Source organism: Paenibacillus sp. FSL H7-0690 (assembly GCF_037980415.1).
Classification (GTDB): Bacteria; Bacillota; Bacilli; order Paenibacillales; family Paenibacillaceae; genus Paenibacillus_AQ; species Paenibacillus_AQ odorifer.
Map to the genome: position 1 here is coordinate 5672568 of NZ_CP150281.1, position 15684 is coordinate 5688251.

The following is a 15684-nucleotide window of genomic DNA, read 5'->3' on the forward strand; positions in this document are numbered from 1 at the left end:
AACCATACCCCGAAAGATGCACCTTCTGAACAGGTGTCCGTCTTTCGGGGTATTGCTATTTATCCTCGTTTTTGCTCTCGATATTCCTGCGGCGTACAGCCAACGGTTTTTTTGAAGAATCGAAAAAAATAGTGCTGATCACTAAACCCGAGCTGGCCGGAGATCTCGTGCATTTTTAGAGCAGTTCCAAGCAGCAGCTCCTTACTCAGCTCCACTTTTTTCTCCAGAATATAATCAGAAATCCCCTTCCCTGTCGTTCTTTTATACCAGCGTGACAGATAGGACGGATTAAGTGAGACTTCCTGCGCAATCCGGGTTAAGGACAAATCATCGGCCAGATGGGATTTAATATATTGGTGGATCATGGACAGGATATTCGATTCATCATGTTTATAGGTAGCGCTTCTGTTCGAGATAATCCATTCAAAAAACGTGTGATAAAAAGAGATAACATCCGACCAGTGTGTATTGATATTAAAATATAACAAGCGTGATAAATTCATACCGCTATGTGCTTTTTCCGTTAAACCTAATTCTTGTAAAGTCTGAAGCAGGGTGTTGCTGATCCCAGACATTAATCTTAATCTCAAAAAAGGATCCTCCGGCCCACCTTCCCCCGAGAGCTCCACCCATTTGCGAAAAGATGTGCCCCAATCGAGATCACCTTCAAGCAGCCTTTGTTTTAAATAGTCGAGCAGTAATTCCGCTGTTGCATTTCGATTATGCATAGAACCTGGACTTGGGCCCACTTCCTTGGTATTTATCCTCAGCAGCTTTTCCATCCCAAGTCCGGGGCTATCAAAAATGGCTAATCGTAAACGGTTCAAGGCATAGTTCAGCTCATGCCAATGCACTTCCTGATCACTGGCGATGATAGACACAGATAGTTGCAGACATTTGCCACAGGCTTGCTGAACGGATTCCATTGTTCCGTGGACGAAGCGCAGCGTTTTTAACCAGAGCTCTTCTTCCTTGATTGAGGATACACTTTCACTTTTAGGCTGAACAAAACAAGCTATCGTCCCCGGATCCAGATCCACAGCCTTAACTTCAACCTTGTCGCTGAGCAGCTCCTCCGCAATATTGGCTACCGCATAACGAATTAAACTCCGGTCTGAAGCCGTTTCATAATTTCGCCAAGCCTCCATCCGCAGAATAATAGGCAGGACGGATCCATCCGCTTTGAACGGGAGCTGAATGGCATCGAATTCAACCTGCAAGCTCTGCCGGTCTATCCGTTCGGTGCGTCTTAGAATATCGTGTAATAACTGCTGCTGTAACTGGGGCAGCGCGCGCGGGAGCTTGTCGCGAAGCCACTGGCTTTTATAGAAATAATCCTCTTCTGAAGATATTTTCTCCAAAGTCAGCTCCACAGCGGCACGAATTTTATCCATCCCCTCTGTCTTCAATAAATAGTCAACTACACATGGATTTCGGATCGCCTGATGGGCAAAATCGAATTCATTATGTCCTGTCAGCAGAATTACTTTACAACGTGGCCAGCGGTCGACAATTTCCTGAATTAACGCCATCCCATCCATACCTGGCATACAGATGTCACTAAGCACAATATCTATTTTTACGGTATTAAGCCAGTCTATGGCATGATCCGCTGAATGAACCTTTATGATCTCCAAATCTTTAAAATCTGCCTTTACAAAAAATTCGTACAGCCCATCCAAAATATTAGGCTCATCATCAACTATCATCATTCGTTGCATCCTGCACGTCCCCTTTAAGCGGTAAATTGACTCTTACACAAAGTCCGCCCAAACTGCTTCTCTCTGCCATCAAGCCATAAGGGGAACCAAATTTGATCCTCAATCTCTGATTTACATTTAATAAACCCGTGATCTCCCCCTGAATGGCATTCTGCTCGGAGAACTGGCGCTGCAAGAGATTTAACTTGTCCTCACTAAGTGAGTCACCGTTATCTTCTATTATAATAGTCAGCGTATGCTCAACTTTTTCATAACTCATTTTTAATAGGCCATTGCTGCTTTTTTGCTTAAGCCCATGCTCGAATACATTTTCAATAATGGGCTGCAGGAGAACCCGTGGGACTTTGATGTCCCGGCAATCCGCTGCAATCTCATCTACCTCAGCTCTAATTCTCGCGCCAAAACGAATCCGCTGTATAGCCAGATAGACCAAAGCATGCTCCTGCTCTTGCTGCAAAGTAACCTCCTGGGCGGAATCCCGGGTCATGTACCGAAAATATTGCCCTAAATAATCAGAGAACTCCTTGATCAGCTCTACATTTTCCACCTCAGCCATCTGTTTTATGCTAAATAGACTGTTGTAGAGAAAATGAGGCGTGATCTGCGATTGTAGATGTTTAAGCTCCGCTTCCCCTGTCCGGATACGCTGCACGTAGTTCTCATCGATCAGTGTATTTAAATGCTTCAGCATCTCATTGAAACGAGAATATAGATACCCAAACTCATCCCTGCGGGAGTGAGTAATAAAGATCCCCGTCTGCCCCTGCTCCGCTTTCTTAAACCCCCTGATAAGAATAGACATCGGGCGATGAATCATCCTGTACGTCCATAAAGAGAACAAGATAATGATCACTATCGAGACAACGAACAACAGCCACAGCAGCAATGAGTAGACTTGAATCGGCTTCATGAGCACCGTATTGGGAATATTTGCGGTCAGCCTAAAGTTATTGCTGTGATCGTAGAGCGAATAGTAAAAAGAATTATCAAAACGATACCGCTGCACACTTACAGTCTCTTCACTATTTAGTGGTTTCTCTATGGGGAACAACCTGGGCTTCTGGTCAGAAGTTGATATCACATAATCGTTATTGCCGAAGGCTAACGTAATATCGCTCCCCCCTGATACCGCAAATTCTTTCAAACGCAACTCAAGCTCAGGTGAGGAAAGCTTCACTCCCAGCAAAAAATTAGGTGAAAGATTGCGATCCAGGTTATAAGGATTACTACGCAGTAAATATAAGTCATCTTCGTATTTAGATAAAGCACCCTTCAGATTGCCCATAGTGGCCAGCAGACTTTGCCATTCCTCGTTGGTGACATCCCTAACCCCCACCGCAGCGCTAACCCGCTTATTAATTTCCGGTACATAATACACAACATCACTAATATAAGGACTGGTTTCTTTGATTTGTTTTAGCTTGGTGTATATATTGTTCAGATTAGAATCCACTTCGTACCGACTCATAATTGGAATACGGGTACTGAAAGTAGCCAGCGTTTCATCCTGAGAGTACTCCGTGACTAAGCCCGTTATCCGTTGCAGCTCAAATTCAAGATGGCTGTAGTAAAAATGAACCTTTGATTCGTTCGCCCTCTCCACTTCAGCTTGCATTTGGTTGGAGCTATAGTAGGTAATAGATATACTCAGCGCGCAGAGTGGAAGCATGACCAATAGGAAAGCTCCGATCAGCTTGATCACAATGGAATCGGGGTTCCACCCGATGGAGAATGATTTCATTGGAATTTTCTCCCTCTTCTATCGAATAATAATAAAGAAGGAGCCATGTTCAGGCTCCTTCTTATTTTTAGGTCCAGTCCAGTTTAACCCTTTACACTACCCACGACTAGTCCATGCACAAAATATCTTTGCAGGAACGGATAAATCGCCAGGATCGGAATGATAGACAAGAAGATCTGGGAGGCTTGCGTTGTACGGTCTGAGATTTGATTTAATAACGCAGCTTGTTCAAAAGTAATATTTTCAGTCTGGATCGATACCTGCTGAAGTATGGATTGTAAATAGGTGGCCAGCGGATAATGTTCCGGGCTTCTCATATAAATCATACCATCGAACCATGCATTCCAGTGACCCACCAAAGCGAACAACGTAATGGTCGCAATACTTGGCATAGATACCGGCAGATACACACTCCACAACGTACGTAAGTGTCCTGCGCCATCCATCCATGCGGCTTCCTCCAATTCTTTTGGCAAACCTCTGAAGAAATTGAGCATGAGCAGAACATTAAAGATCGGCACCGCGCCCGGTATAACAAGCGACCAGATGCTATCCAGCAGCCCCATTTCTTTTACAATTAAATAGCCAGGAATCAGACCCCCGCTGAAGAGCATCGTGAACACAAAAATCCAGGCATACACGGTCCGTGAGCGGAAGGACTTTGCCTCTTTAGACAGCGGATAAGCTACTAGAATCGTAAACAACAAGTTAACGGATACCCCAAGCACTACCCGAAGCAGACTAGTTCCGAAGGAGTGAATGAACTGGTTGTTCTGAAGGATATATTTATAGGAAGAAAGAGTGAAATCCACAGGCCAGAAGGTTACGCTACCCGCGTTAACAGCTGCGCTGGAGCTAAAGGAGATCGCCAGAATGTTCACGATCGGAAAAAGACAAAGCACTGCGAGCAAAGTCAGAAATACATAATTGCAGCGGAGAAACCAACGATAAGCAGTTGAAGTATGGTGCATTTAGTCCACTCCTTTCTCTCTAAAAAATCCGATATTTAGCAAAACGATACGCCAGATAATAACCCAGCCCGATAAATACGAAGGAAACTACCGATTTTATCAATCCTAGTGCGGTCGATACAGAGTACTGAGCATCCTGTAGACCAATTCGGTAAATCATCGTGTCCAAAATATCGCCTGATTCATACACTAGCGGGTTGTAGAGGTTGAACACTTGGTCAAATCCCCCGTTCAGGACGTTGCCAAGGCTGAGTGTAAGCATCAGGATCATAATCGGGCGAATACCCGGAAGCGTAATATGCCAGGTCTGCTTCCATCTTCCGGCACCATCGATTACAGCAGCTTCATAAAGAGAGGAGTCAATGCTGGTTAAAGCCGCCAAATAAATAATCGTCCCGAATCCAAACTCCTTCCATTGATCTGTGATCACTAGTACGTATGGGAACCAGCTATTGTCCGCTAGAAATTGAATAGGCTGCATGCCTAGTGCTTTTAAAAGCATGTTGACAATCCCGCTGCTCGGAGACAGTACATCTACGATAATCCCGCCCAAGATAACCCATGAGAAAAAGTGCGGCATATAAATAATCGTCTGAATCGAACGTTTGAAGCCGTTTACACGAACCTCATTAAGCAATAAAGCCGCTATAACTGGCACGGTCAGCCCAGCAATAATTTTCATGACGGAGATAAATACAGTATTCCATACGACCTGACCAAAACCGGGAAGCTCAAACAAATAACGAAAGTTTTCGAGCCCTGTCCAGTTCATATTCTTAAACCCTGAGATCGGGGAAAAATTCTGGAAGGCAATTACAAGGCCAGCCATCGGAATATAACTAAAAATAATGATTACTATTAAGGCAGGTAAAATCATTAAATGGAGCGGAATATTACGTAGAAATTGCTTAGTATTAAAGTGCATATGCTTTCTCCTCCTTGTATCTCAATTATAGAGCAGCCCCAAATTGCCTTAATAGTGTAGCGTATTGACTTTAAGTATCTTTTGTTGACCTGGTTATCGAACCGAATAGCTGTTCAGCCAAAAAAAGAACTGCCCGTTTGTCATTATCATGACTAGGGGCAGTCCTCTTCTGCGTCGTTTTTACTAGTTTGCTTTTACGATATCATTTACTTCTTTCGTTATTTGATCTCCACCGAGCTTTTTCCAGTTGGCTACGAATTTGTCGAATTCATCGATAGGAAGACTTCCGTAAATGATTTTGACAAAGGTCTCTGCACGCAGTTTATCCAAGGTAGCCGCTTTGCTGTTCATCGTTTTAGTTGGGGCATAAATGAACTCATTCATCAACACCAAGTCATTGTCGCGGTAGTGTTTGATAACCGATTGTGAGCTAAGCGGCCCAAAGATCCGTTCCATATGCCATTTATCAAGATCTCCACCGCGGTAGCTTTGAATATCATCATAGAATAATTTAGCTTCAAGGCCCATGTTTGAGGTATCTCCCGATTCAAGGGCTTTTTCCACTTCATCCTGTGCCTTTACATTTTTGTTCGGTGGCAGGTTGGATACAACCGCATTTTGGAAGCCCAGACCTGTGTCCCCGTTCAAATATTTTGCCCGTTCCGTTTTAGCGGACTCCCCAAACATTTTCTCTGCTTGGAAGTTAAGCAGCTTGATCAATGCCTCCGGATATTCGTAGCCCTTACGGACCGCGAATACGCCACCAATTGTAAGATGGTTTTGGGTTTTGGCAGGTTGGTCATCAATAGATTGTACTGGATAAGGCACCCAGTTAACATTTTGATCCTTTTTAATCATGTCCTTTACTTGGAAAGGGGCCCATTGCGGCAAAAATAACATACCGGATTTACCAGCATTCACATCCTCCATCGCTTTGGCAAAGTCTTTTACCCCAAACTCTGGATCAATGACTCCTTCTTTATACAATCTTTGCAGCTCCGCAAGTCCAGCCTTTACCTCCGGTTGAATCGTACCATTCACAACCTCGCCATCGGCGTTTTTGATCCAAGTTTCCAGGTAAGCATGGTACCCGAGTAGAAACGCATTGATTGGCAAGTCCTTGTTCAACGAAATGCCGTAAGTATCCTGTTTGCCATTTCCGTCTGGATCTTTAAATGTAAAGTCTTCTGCAATCTTAATAATATCCTGCATGGATGTTGGCTCTGCCAGATTCAGCTTGTCCATCCAGTCTTTTCGAATCCATATCATGTCAGAGGAATCCAGCGAACCCGGGAAGCTTACCATCGCCATCAGTTTTCCATCTTTCGTAACCGGCTTAAGCCCTGCTCCGTCCTCTTCAGCGTAATATTCTTTGACAAGATCCGAAGCATATTTATCAAATACCCCGGTCAAATCCTCTAACATGCCAGCTTCATAAAGCTGCTCGAATTGCACCGTGGACACCTTTAATAAATCAGGTAAATCCCCGCTCGCCAAGGTAACATTCATTTTATCGTTATAGTTAGCATCAGCCACAATCCAGTCATAGGATACTTTAATCCCAAGCTCTTCCTCGTATCCTCTGGTCCAGATGTTATTGGAATGTGTATCGCCCTGCGCCAACGTCTCTTTGCCTGTTTCGTTCATCGTGGAGCGAAGTTTGATCGGCGGATCATATTTGGTTAAAGGGCCGCCTTCCATTTCCGTTTGCGCACTAGTGTTTCCCTCTGCGGTACTACTACTGTTTCCACTATTATTGCTGGAGCAACCACTGAAAACTAATGATAAAACAATGGCCGATGCCATTAAAGGCAAGCCTTTAATCTTTCTTTTCATCTATTGAACCTCCCTTATTTTCTATATCCTAATTGTAAGAAGAAAGCGTTAACACAGCGAGTGTGAACCGTTTACATTCGGTATCTTTTCTTTACCTATTCATGTTCGCCTAACAAAGCTCCGCTTTAGGGTCACTCTGATTATCATAATACTGTGAGTTTGTAAGTGTCTATGTATTGGTAATTAATTACACAAAAAAGAGGCGGATCCTTATGCTATCCCTTAAGAATCTTAGCCATCAAGATTACCTATATAGTGAGCCGGCGGTGCATAGTGTAGGAGGATTGGACTGAGGATTGCGCGGAGGATTACGCTGAGGATTGCGCGGAGGATTGCGCTGAGGACTGCGCGGAGGATTGTGCTGAGGATTGCGCGGAGGATTACGCTGAGGATTAAATTAAGCGTTGAATTAAGCATTGAATTACGCGGTATTACGCGTTTAATTGTATTTAGTACACTTATAATGCATCAAATCACTCGGCCAAAGGATATAAGTGTATTTCGTACACTTATATTCTTGCTTTTCTCGCCGATAGGTGAATTCTCTAGTTTTTAGTTGCAGAGAATGCAATTAAAGATACACATTCACCTTTTGCATAAGAAATAGCTGTATAGAATGCAGTTATTTTGCGGATTCCAGCAAGAATCGGCGCACAAAAAATGCTAAGAGAATACTGGAAACTGCATTTGCCAGATAGAGATGCTTTAGTCAATCCGTCGCGCTGCAAACTAAAAAACCAGGCAGCGATTCTCCAATCGTCGGAGAATCGCTGCCTGGCTGTCTTATTAACACTTATTGACCTATGATCTGATCGGTCTTTCCTTGCAGCTCCACTAGCTTCATGATCACCGAAGCCGCCAGCGCTTTTGTTACATTCTGCTGCGGATTAAACTTGCCGTTGTCATCCTTTAAGAGTCCCAATTTCACAACAAGAGCCACGGCCCCTTTATTGTTTATAGCTGAGCTATCACTAAACTGACTTACAGTCACATCTTTATCAAGATAAGCTGTGAGTTTATTGTATTTCAAGAAATTAGCCAGATGAACAGCAAGCTGTTCCCGGGTTAACTTACTCTCTACTTGCAGGCTTTCATCCTTATTGATCCATTTACGATCTGCTGCAAAAATAACTGCATCATAATATGAATTCTCTGGCTTCACGCCTGCCACAGTTTTTCGTTCATTATTATTATAATAATTGGTGAAATTCGGACTAGAAGCTTTGGCAAGATAGGATAACCAATCACCGACAGTTATTTCTTGATCCGGGTTCACTTTGCCATCGGCATCCGGTGTAATCACATGGTGGTTTACCAATTCTGATAATTCTCGCTCTGCTGCATGACCTTTGATGTCCGTTGCAGATAGTTGAGCATCCTGCTGACCGAGGTAATCATACACCGCAACCCATTTTCCAGTAGCTGCATCCAAAACCTGATTCAATCCATTAGATTCATCAAAGGTTGTATCATATACCAGCTTCACCTTCGGTGCGACATAGTTACTATAAGTATTGTATCCACCAACCTGAGTATATTTCAGCTTAGTCTGATATTTAGGCTTATAACTTTCGAGCGCTTCTTTCTTGGAAATTGTTGCATCAGGCGATAATGTGATTCCATCGATACCGCTTATCCGATTCCCCATGTAAGAAGTCAGTCTGCCGTAAAGATCCAAACTTACCGTAATGGTGCTGTCACTCACAGGAATTCCTTGATGATATCTAATAAACTGGTATCCATATCCTGATCCGTCTGAAGTCAAACTCGAATTATCCCCGTATTCTACCAGCTTTAGCTTCTGGCTCGCCTGAGGATATAGACTATTAATTATACTAAGCGCTTTCACCTTCGCTTCAGCCTCACTAAGCTTCTTACCTCCAGCAGGTGCCGGCTCTTCCTTCTTCTTATCCTGAATAGCACCATAAGCTTGAACCTGGTACTGCAATACTTCACCGGTCTTTGCATCGATCTCGGCAGAGGATTGTTCTGGAAAGCCAGCACCAATGTAACGATCATTTCCATTACTGCCCCAGTATAGCTGCCAGATTTTCCGATCTGAATCCTGATAGTCATTTCTCAAGGTTTGCGAGATCAATTTACGATCTGCCGGGATATAAGCAACCTTCTCTACAAGCTGTGCTGCTTCTTTTGCAGAAAGCTCTGTACTAGAACTTCTTGCCTGAAAAACATCCTTGCTCTTCGCTACTTCTGAATACACGACTGAGGTGGATACGGATTCTTTTCCTTCATAATCTATCCGCTTACCCGTTAATGCATCGATAGGATATAGAGACTGATCTATTGGACGCCAGCCTAGGATCCAGTTGTTAGGTTTTCCGTTCTTATAAATAGGAATGTAAAATAGGCCCACATCAAACTGTTCCGCAAATTGCTTCTGTGCTTGCTCCAAGGTAATCTTGGGCTGTGCAGACGGGTACTCAAGCCCTTGAGAAGACTTAGAGAATTGCGTTACAGTTCCGTTACCATCCACAACTATGTTAATGCTGTCCGAACCAGAAGGAATACCATTTTTCAGAATACTGAAGTTATATCCATATTGAACAGGACCGAATAATGATTCCGAAAAATAACTATAACCAACATTCTCATTTAATTGCAGCTCACTGCTCTTAACCGATGAGGCTGCCTTAGCCACAAAAGTCTTAGCGATCTCCAATGCCTGAGTCTGCGATACTTTCGGTGGATAATAGGATTCGTTCTTCTCCTGGGAGAATGAGAGATAGGTGTTGATGATATCACCATTAATGGCGTCTACCTCACTGCTAAAACCATATCCTATATTCCCTTCTTGAACCTGCCACTGAATATGCCAGATCATTTGATTTGCTGGAGCTGGGTAGCTTTGGTTAGATCCCAGTTGAACATTGTTTACAGTTGCATCTTTTAGGGATGGGAATAGTTCTTTTAACTTTGCAATGGCTTGCTCCTGCGTGAATTTCACTTTTGCAGGATCAGCCTCAGATTTCGTAGTCGTAGCTGGAGCCGCTGATTGCGTACTAACCTGCGTTACGGAAGTGTTGCTGCTAACAGATATAGAATCGGCTGCGGCTAAGCCAGGGGGTAAGAGTAACGCGAGTGCAACGGAAGTGATTAATACCGTTTTAGCTGTTTGATGAACAAAAAGAGTACTATTGCTTTTCAAAAGAATTCATCCTCCTCTAACACGTGATTCATATTATTATACAGATATTTTCTTGTATTTTCCATAATTATTTAACGACAGGAAATTACGACATTTTTGTGATGTGAGCTATAATGGTAAACAGTGGCAGCTATAATTCATCTAGAAAGGGGGTCACCGACATTACTGACTGGAACCTTCAGCCGCTTATTGACGGTATTACTAACCTAGACATTCGCAGTTGTTTGATCATTCAACATGGAGAACCCATACTGGAGCATTACCGCGATCCACAAATCGCTGAAGAGCTTGGCAAAATCAACTCGTGCACCAAAAGCGTACTCTCCGCCTTAGTTTGCATAGCCATAGATAAACAAATGATTCCACCTCCAGACACACCTATTTCTTTATTTTTTCCTTCATTAAAAGAAGATCGTGACCCACGTAAAAGAGAGATCACTATCGAACACTTATTAACGATGACCGGAGGCTTTAACTGGACAGAGTTTGGTGGGCAGAATTCTTTTCCGGCCATGACTAAAACCGCAGACTGGATAAAATTTGTGCTTGCACAGCCATTAGCTCATACACCAGGAACCGTGATGACTTATAACTCAGGCTCCTCTCAGCTCTTGTCCGCAATCCTGCGTGATTGTGCTGGACAGGCGGTTGCAGAATTTGCCGAAGACCAGCTGTTTCAACCACTTGGCATTCAAAGCTATCACTGGGAGAGCGATCCGCAAGGCATACATACCGGTGGGTTCGGACTTCATCTGAAGCCGGAGGATATGCTGAAATTCGGCTTACTTTATTTGCAAGAGGGACGCTGGAAGGATCAGCAGATCCTTTTTCCAGATACAATTCAGCAATCTACTCTCCCTTACGTTGAAGCCAATCATCCGCAAAAAGGATTCTACGGCTGGCATTGGTGGGTATCCCAATTCAATGCAGGTTCAGAGCAACAGCCGAACGAGATCCCTTATTATTTTGCACTCGGCTTTAAAGGGCAGCATATCATTGTAGTTCCTGCTTACGAGCTGGTTGCCGTTATCACCGCGGATAAGTACAAAAAAGGCTCTCCTGCAAATGTTTTCGGCCGATTTATTGTGCCGGCTCTTCTAGGGCAGTAAGAACCAGGAATCACATGCAGTTCTATGTGTGGATACCACACAATCCATAAAGCAGCCGCAGCCATAGACTGATAAAGTCTTGGGCTGTCGCTGTTAGTTTTGTACAAATGATCGCTATTAATTTTTCTTCAACTCGTTTGCTGCAAGCTTAAATGACACCAAATTTCTTTAATGCGTAGGCTATCCCGCCTTCACTTGCTTTTTTTGTAACAAAATCGGCTTTTTGTTTTAACTGTTCCGCACCGTTTCCCATCGCAATGCCCAATCCCACATACTCCAACATGTCGATATCATTCCCACCGTCACCAAACGCGATAGCCTCTGACTTGCAAATGTTCAGATAATCCAGCACTTGTTTAATCGCTGTTGATTTAGAAACTTTTGTTTCTTCAAGCACATTCATAACGTATCCGTGAAAACGTTCGAACCATAATTCAGGAAATCTATCTTGGAATTTTTGCGCTTCATTTTCGTCCGCATACAAGCATATACAGTAAACCTCCTCTGGCAGAGCGCTCATTTTTTCGGGATATTGTGTAAGACTCAAAGTCTCCTTTAATGCCTTCATAACGCGCTCATCCTCGGAACCCATTCCGTTCATGATTAAAAGTTCGGTGAAATAGGACATGCCATGTCCGTTCAACTCAGCAAAAGCCAAGAGTTCCCGCACGGTTTCTGTTGAAAGCGTTGATTTATAGATAACGTTATCCTTACATTTGATAAGCGCACCGTTAGCAGAAATAAAGGTATCAATGCCCATAGACTTGAACTCTTCACATAAGTTATGCGGTCTCCCTGTTGCAACTACGACTTTAATTCCTCTCTCTATCAACTTCTCAATTGCTTCTAGCGTGCTAAGTGGGATGCTTCTATCAATTTCACTAGAGTACCGTCCACATCAAAAAATACAATCTTATACATATTATGAAATAAGCCTCCCCGTTCGATCGTAACTAGATAGATTATATTTCATGGGATCTAAAACAAGAAGGAAGCCGATCACACGGATCGGCTTCCTTCTTGTTTTCTTATTCAGCTTCAGCACAACAAGCTTACGTCGTTAATTTTGCATATACCACAAAAAATAACATCATTTCACCAATGATCAGGTAATTAGGTATAAGGAACAACAAATCTACTGCGAAAAAAACACCAAGTAAACCTAATAATAACGTCAAATGGAATATCCCTAACCGTTGCTGTATACGTCTATATTTATGGAAGACCAGTGAGGTAGAGCAGAAGTAGAGCAGGACCGATCCAAAAACAAAACACACCATAAATATATAATTTAATTGATCTAAAAATAACAGTTGGATCGAAGCTGCAATCATACTCAAGGATACATAAATAAATAAATGCCCGTAAATTATGGTTTGCCCGGCAGTCTCTATAGTCTTATCCACTTTCTTTTCAACATTATCAAAATATTGCCACCACATAGCTATAATTAATAGAAAAGTTAATAATGCAAATACAATAGATTGCCATGTCCAGTGGCTAGACTGTAAAACCGCAAGGATACTGACCACTGATTCCCCAAGCAGAATAAGCGTAAACAACGAAAAGCGTTCCAATAAATGATGAGTATTGATCGGACTTTTTATCAAGTATTTCCGACCTACTAATGGAAGCAGAATGTCTACAGTAATTCCCGCATACAAAACTACATAACGCATCCAAGAGTCAAAGAAAAGTGATAAAGAAGAGATCACTAATCCAATCCAAAATCTGCTTCCCAAATACCGGGCAGTGCCCTTTCTATCAGCCGCTTCATTCTTATTTATCGTAAGATATTGAATGGCTGTCATAGCTCTTAAACCAACATAACCTATTAAGAATGGCATATAATATTGATCAAAGTTAACCGATAGGCTCGCCGTCATTATTAATACAAAAAATAATTGTAGAATCAAGAATATCCGATGTGAAAAGATATCTTGCCCAAACCGATTCACAAAAAGCGATTGCCCTACCCAAGCCCACCAGATCGGAATAAATATTAAGATAAATTTGGATAAGTATTCAAGTGGAATTGTACCCGCCTCTACATGCAATAGGACATGGCTCGCTTTTGAAACTGCTGCTACAAAAAGCAGATCATAAAATAGCTCCAGCCAAGTAACTTTCTTCTCAGCAATGGATACTGTACTGTGCTCAAATCCCGATGTGCGTTTATTCATCGTCTGACTCCCTTGGTTTGGATGTGTATTTCTAATACAGTTTATCGAATACTTATCCATCTTAACCGAATTGATATACTAATTTGAAGACCCTTTACCTAAAAATAAAACCAGCAAGCCTCCACACAGGGAGCTTGCTGGTTTTTAGTAAATAAAGTTATTCCCCGGCAATACCGGAGCGTTCCACACTTTCTACAAAATGACGCTGTACGAACAAATACAGAATCAGAATTGGCAGAATGGTTAGAATACACGCCGCCATAACCTGATTCAGTCCAGTTGGGGCCATCCCAATAGAACCCGAAGTCATTTGCGACATCGTCTCCGCTGCCTGATTATTGGAACCATAAAACATCGCTAATCGCTGCGACAGATTATAGAAATCCGGTGTTGTTAAATACGTATTCGGTTCAAAGCTGTCATTCCAGTGCCATACCACAGAGAACAAGAATACGATCAGCATTGCCGGCTTGGCGATAGGAAACATGATTTTCCAGTACGTTCTGAATGCGCCTGCACCGTCGATACGTGCTGCTTCCTCCAACACTTTAGGCATGCCGCGGTAGAACTGAATAAAGATCAGTACGAATAATGCCCCCTTCAACCCGTGCCCAAACATAGAAGGAACCACAAACGGCAAATGTGTATTAATCCACCCCAAGTCACTAAAGAACAAATACAGTGGCACAACAATCGTCTGCGGTGGAACTAGAAAAGTAAACAGTAGCAGAACGAAACACACTGCGTAGCCTGGAAAACGGTATCTGGCAAAACCATAACCGATTAAGGAACAGCTTAAGATTTGCAGAACCGCACTCCCGAAGGAAATAATCGCACTATTTGCGAACCCGGCCCAGAATTTAAGCGAATCCCATGCCAGAAAATAGTTGCCAAAACTAATCTTTTTCGGAAGCCATTGCACTGTGGCATCGGCCACGTCTGTTACTTGCATCATGGATTTGGATACCATGTATAACAAGGGATATAGGAATACGAACGTTAAGCTGAGAATAACCAAGTAATAAAAAGCGATATTCAGCACCTGAAGCGAACGTTTCACGACCCTGTCCAGCTTACCGCTTGCTTTTAGACGAGTTGTCAGATGTTCCATGTTCGTTGTCCGAACCTGCTTTACGGATTCCTTCAACATCTTCTACTTCCTCCCTTCGGTGGCACCGAGCGACTTGCTGAATAACAGGAAGACCAAACCCAGAACCAAGAAAATAAACACAAAATAAATCCAGCCCATCGCTGAGCCATATCCAAAATCATTATTCTTAAAGACGACATTCAAAATATGACTCATGATTTGATTATCTGCCTTCGTGAATGAGCTGACGATACTAAACAATGTGTTTACGAGCATCATCGGCATAATCATCGGGAAGGTGATTTTCCAAAAGCTCTCCCACGCGGTTGCTCCATCACATTTGGCCGCTTCATACAGTGAAACAGAAATCGTCTGTAACCCCGCTAGAAAAATCAGAATTTGCACGCCAGAATCCCACATCACCAGCGTTAAAGATTCTGCATATTTCAGCAACGACTTCAAAATGTCGCCGGGGATAAAGTTATGGAGCTTATCATATAAATCCTGGTTATAAAAAATCGGTAAATTTGCGGCACCCTGATCCATCAATTTGCCCAGAATCGCCCCTGAAGCAATGATGACCGGCAAAAAGAACACGCCACGAAAAAAGGTTTTTCCTACGAGTCCGCGATTTAGCAGAATCGCACAAAAGAGCGAAAAGATAAGAATTAACGGAACCTGAGTCACCGTCGACACCATCGTCGATTTCAGCAGAGGCAAGAAATTAACATCTGTAGTAAAAGCGGCGCGATAATGCTCCATCCCAACAAAAGTGGCCAGTAAACCGCCTTTGCTCACTTGGAGATCCTGAAAGGAATAATACAAGGAACGGCCCAGCGGAACAGCCATAAACACCAGAAATCCGACCAGCCACAGGCCGATGAAGGAATATCCTTCAACGAAATAACGCGCTCGCATCGATAGCTTTGATTTTTTCACTTC

General features: G+C 42.9%; 10 protein-coding genes and 1 pseudogene. 1 reads left to right on the forward strand and 10 read right to left on the reverse strand.

Going from position 1 to position 15684, the window contains the following annotated elements; translation table 11 throughout:
- Nucleotides 1-59 precede the first annotated feature (59 nt).
- The 6 genes from MHI32_RS24970 to MHI32_RS24995 all read right to left on the reverse strand — a co-directional run bounded on the left by MHI32_RS24970 (nt 60) and on the right by MHI32_RS24995 (nt 10360).
- Entirely contained in the window at nt 60-1712 is a 1653-nt protein-coding gene (locus tag MHI32_RS24970; protein ID WP_280775984.1) for a response regulator, read from the reverse strand.
- Complete coding sequence (locus MHI32_RS24975; protein ID WP_076186373.1) at nt 1699-3462, reverse strand: histidine kinase; 1764 nt, start codon at nt 3460-3462, stop codon at nt 1699-1701. The genes MHI32_RS24970 and MHI32_RS24975 overlap by 14 nt, the downstream gene beginning before the upstream one ends.
- Before the next feature lie 83 nt (nt 3463-3545).
- Nucleotides 3546-4433 carry a carbohydrate ABC transporter permease gene (locus MHI32_RS24980; protein WP_038573097.1) on the reverse strand — a complete coding sequence of 296 codons (888 nt, stop codon included), beginning with the start codon at nt 4431-4433 and terminating at the stop codon, nt 3546-3548.
- A 19-nt stretch (nt 4434-4452) separates the two neighbouring features.
- Nucleotides 4453-5358: an ABC transporter permease subunit gene (locus MHI32_RS24985; RefSeq protein WP_036679607.1), complete on the reverse strand. Its 906-nt coding sequence runs from the start codon at nt 5356-5358 to the stop codon at nt 4453-4455.
- Between the two features lie 183 nt (nt 5359-5541).
- On the reverse strand, nt 5542-7194 hold the full coding sequence (locus MHI32_RS24990) for an extracellular solute-binding protein (protein ID WP_340011181.1): 1653 nt from the start codon (nt 7192-7194) through the stop codon (nt 5542-5544).
- A 793-nt stretch (nt 7195-7987) separates the two neighbouring features.
- On the reverse strand, nt 7988-10360 hold the full coding sequence (locus tag MHI32_RS24995; RefSeq protein ID WP_076279966.1) for a YcdB/YcdC domain-containing protein: 2373 nt from the start codon (nt 10358-10360) through the stop codon (nt 7988-7990).
- Nucleotides 10361-10473: 113 nt separating this feature from the next.
- On the opposite strand from MHI32_RS24995, the gene MHI32_RS25000 reads away from it, so the two are divergent.
- Nucleotides 10474-11469 (forward strand): serine hydrolase, encoded by a 996-nt coding sequence (locus tag MHI32_RS25000; protein ID WP_340011182.1) that lies wholly within the window; start codon nt 10474-10476, stop codon nt 11467-11469.
- Nucleotides 11470-11617: 148 nt separating this feature from the next.
- Here the strand turns inward: MHI32_RS25000 and MHI32_RS25005 are convergent.
- From MHI32_RS25005 to MHI32_RS25020, 4 genes and pseudogenes are all read right to left on the reverse strand, one after another.
- A pseudogene (locus MHI32_RS25005) lies at nt 11618-12390 on the reverse strand (Cof-type HAD-IIB family hydrolase).
- A 131-nt stretch (nt 12391-12521) separates the two neighbouring features.
- Entirely contained in the window at nt 12522-13610 is a 1089-nt protein-coding gene (locus MHI32_RS25010; RefSeq protein WP_340012763.1) for a low temperature requirement protein A, read from the reverse strand.
- Nucleotides 13611-13809: 199 nt separating this feature from the next.
- Nucleotides 13810-14802, reverse strand: coding sequence for a carbohydrate ABC transporter permease (locus MHI32_RS25015; RefSeq protein WP_051491074.1), 993 nt, complete (start codon nt 14800-14802; stop codon nt 13810-13812).
- A gap of 3 nt (nt 14803-14805) precedes the next feature.
- On the reverse strand, nt 14806-15681 hold the full coding sequence (locus MHI32_RS25020) for a sugar ABC transporter permease (RefSeq protein ID WP_081382489.1): 876 nt from the start codon (nt 15679-15681) through the stop codon (nt 14806-14808).
- Between the last annotated feature and the right edge of the window lie 3 nt (nt 15682-15684).